Raw genomic sequence first — 2622 nt, forward strand, 5'->3', positions numbered from 1 at the left:
CCATCTGCACGGCTGTCTGAAGGGGGGCGAATGCACCGCCGCCGCCACCGGCCTGGGCCAATGCGTGATCGGCGCTTGCAAGGTGTAGCGCTGTCATCAGGCCGATCATGGCCAATGTTTTCAATGTCCCGGAATGCCGGGAAACCAGATTGTTCATGGTTCTCTCCTTAGAAATGCATCACACCACCGACGAACTTGCCGGTCTTCTCCACAGCGATTACCCCGGCGGGCACGTCGTTCTTTTTCCTTGAGATGCCCGCCAGACTGTTCGATGCTCGCTTGTCTGGAGGCATGGGAAGGCCAAGCTGGTAGTTGACGACCTTGGCGACGTAGCCAACGGTTTCCGGGAATGGCGGAATGCCGCTATATTCGTAGATGCGACCCTCCCCGCTATTGTAAGCGGCTGCGACCAGAAGCGGGTTCTGGAACTCATCGAGCAGGAAGCGCAAGTACTTCATTCCGCCCTCGATGTTTTGAGCGGGATCGCAAATGTCCTGAACACCGAAGCGGGCCGCTGTTGCGGGGATAAGCTGCATCGGTCCGCGTGCGCCTTTCGGTGAATTGCGGATTTCATCGAAGCGGCTTTCAGCCCAGGCGATTGCGACCGCAAAATCCTCATCGACCTTGTGGCGACGCGCTGTTTCGACAACCAAAGCCTTGATTGCGTCCGGATCGAGTGGAGAGACGCCGCACTTATTAGTTGCAAATTGCTCATCTTTCTGATGCTGGAAGGGAGCATGGTTGATGGATGAAACTGTCGAAGACGAAGGAAATCGTGGTGTGGCTGTGGCGGATGGTTGAGTGGATGACGGGCGATACTCTGCGCCAATATTATTGTATGATAAATGGGAGGCGGCCCCCTTATCAGTCGCTGCTAGATCGTATATTTCTCTCGAGATGACACCATTGGTCCCCACGATATAGTCTTGAGTTTCAAGTGGATCGCTCCCCCATCGCTCATTAAAGTTCGCTGCAAGATCGGCCTGCGCTTCTGTCATGTGAATGTTGTTAAACGTTCGTTTTTGCGCAGAAAATTGTATGTCTTGTGCATTGCATTCTTGTATTGGAACCATCGCGACTATAGCGATGCTGCTCAAGATCAGGCGACCTTGAGACCGTTTGAATCTCGCTGCTTTTTCCATTGATCAGCCTGAGGAAGCGCTGTTGTGATTGCCGTGAAAACTGACTAAGCTATGTTTAATGTGATATCTATTTGGCGCAGGCTTACAGTTTTTTAACTTGATAGAAAAGTCCCTTTCTCGGGTAAGTGCGCGTATTAGTGGTTGGAGGTTGTATATGAAGCGGGCTGTCGTTTCAGCGATTTCAGGTTGTATGCTGGTCGCACAGGCGCTTGCAGCGCCCCCTGTCAACAAGGACTACATCCGATCGCTCGCAGCGCCGGGCAAGACCGTGCTGGTGATCGAGTATTATGACGGAACAGGCAAAGTTGCCGACCGCAAGGGTTACGCTACTGCAACTGGCTTCAAGGCTATTTCCGCAACAGGGTTTCGCGTCGATGAGGCGACCGCCTTGCATCTCTATGGCATCCAGCCCTGTAACGGCGATCTGGTCAATCGCGCCGAGGACTATTCCGGAACATGCGAGGAGTTTGGTAAGCAACAGCTGCAAGTCATGTTGCAAAGCCCCAAGGTTCTGTTCTGCAGGGCGTTTATCAGCGAGCAGACTGCCCCCGTTCAGGATGTCACTTGCTACGGCTACTATAACTATCCTGGAGCCATGGACGCAGTTGATAATCTTGAGGAGCAGCTTCTGTCGTTAGGAGCGGTTCGCCTGACGAAGAAAGCCGATGGTTCATTCGAACGTCCTGATCTCACAGAGGCTCAGCAAATCGGCCAGAAGGGTTCCTACGGCATGTGGGCAGATCCTCGGGTGAAGGCGCAATGAAGCTTGCGACCGCGCTCTTCGCCATACTGCTGCCCGTTGCAGTCTATGCTGCACCCGATGGTTACTTCGATCTGACACCTAATGCAGTGCTGGAAACCGGAGATACCTGGGTCTCCAAGCGAGAAAGGTTTCGCCTCTATGGCGTTCAGTCCTGTTTGCGTGGCACTGCCTACACGGATGGTCAGGGCAACAGGCAGGACTGTGGCGACGCATCCCTTGCGATGCTGGCTGCGTATATCAAGGACACAAAACCGATCTGCGCGCCTGTGGCGAAGCTCAACAATATCTCCTACGTCGTCTGCTACGCCACAGTTGGGAGCCAACGTCTCGACCTTGCGCAGATCATGGTGACGAGCGGCTATGCGTTCGCCGCCTTGAATACTGATGGACTTCCCTATCACGCGCCTTATGCCATTGCCGAGCAGCTCGCCCAGCAAAAGAAGGCCGGCCTTTGGCAATTCCCCGACGTTCAGCATCCTGCGATCCTGCTCAGTCGAGAGGCGAACCAGCGAGCGAGGATCGTTGAACCATGAAAACACGCTTCATTATCATGATTGGCGTGAGTGCTTTTACTCTTCCGGCTTTTGCCGCAGATCCCGTCTATCATGACTGGAATGCCCTACGCGGTCAGGCTGCGCCTCCTGTTGCTGCTGCTGTTCGGTTGCCGACGTTCAAAGGCCCGGTAACCGTTCTCGACGGCCGAACGCTATGGTTCGG

At 54.4% G+C, this 2622-nt stretch carries 3 protein-coding genes and 1 pseudogene; 3 read left to right on the top strand and 1 reads right to left on the bottom strand.

What is annotated here, in order from left to right; translation table 11 throughout:
• Window positions 1–167: 167 nt before the first annotated feature.
• Window positions 168–1142 carry a lytic transglycosylase domain-containing protein gene (locus tag E8M78_RS23140; protein ID WP_246658461.1) on the bottom strand — a complete coding sequence of 325 codons (975 nt, stop codon included), beginning with the start codon at window positions 1140–1142 and terminating at the stop codon, window positions 168–170.
• A gap of 154 nt (window positions 1143–1296) precedes the next feature.
• On the opposite strand from E8M78_RS23140, the gene E8M78_RS23145 reads away from it, so the two are divergent.
• The 3 genes and pseudogenes from E8M78_RS23145 to E8M78_RS23700 all read left to right on the top strand — a co-directional run.
• Window positions 1297–1905: a hypothetical protein gene (locus E8M78_RS23145; RefSeq protein ID WP_137137282.1), complete on the top strand. Its 609-nt coding sequence runs from the start codon at window positions 1297–1299 to the stop codon at window positions 1903–1905.
• Window positions 1902–2438, top strand: a complete 537-nt coding sequence (locus E8M78_RS23150; protein WP_137137283.1) for a thermonuclease family protein — start codon at window positions 1902–1904, stop codon at window positions 2436–2438. Before E8M78_RS23145 ends, E8M78_RS23150 begins: the two co-directional genes overlap by 4 nt.
• Window positions 2435–2622, top strand: a pseudogene (locus E8M78_RS23700) (thermonuclease family protein); the annotation flags it as partial. The gene E8M78_RS23150 and the pseudogene E8M78_RS23700, both read left to right, overlap by 4 nt.

It is taken from the genome of Rhizobium sp. FKY42, assembly GCF_005222835.1.
Classification (GTDB): Bacteria; Pseudomonadota; Alphaproteobacteria; order Rhizobiales; family Rhizobiaceae; genus Neorhizobium.

Coding starts and splice junctions, on each gene's coding strand:
- E8M78_RS23145 (WP_137137282.1), top strand. CDS start 1,297: ATGAAGCGGGCTGTCGTTTCAGCGATTTCAGGTTGTATGCTGGTCGCA.
- E8M78_RS23140 (WP_246658461.1), bottom strand. CDS start 1,142: ATGGAAAAAGCAGCGAGATTCAAACGGTCTCAAGGTCGCCTGATCTTG.
- E8M78_RS23150 (WP_137137283.1), top strand. CDS start 1,902: ATGAAGCTTGCGACCGCGCTCTTCGCCATACTGCTGCCCGTTGCAGTC.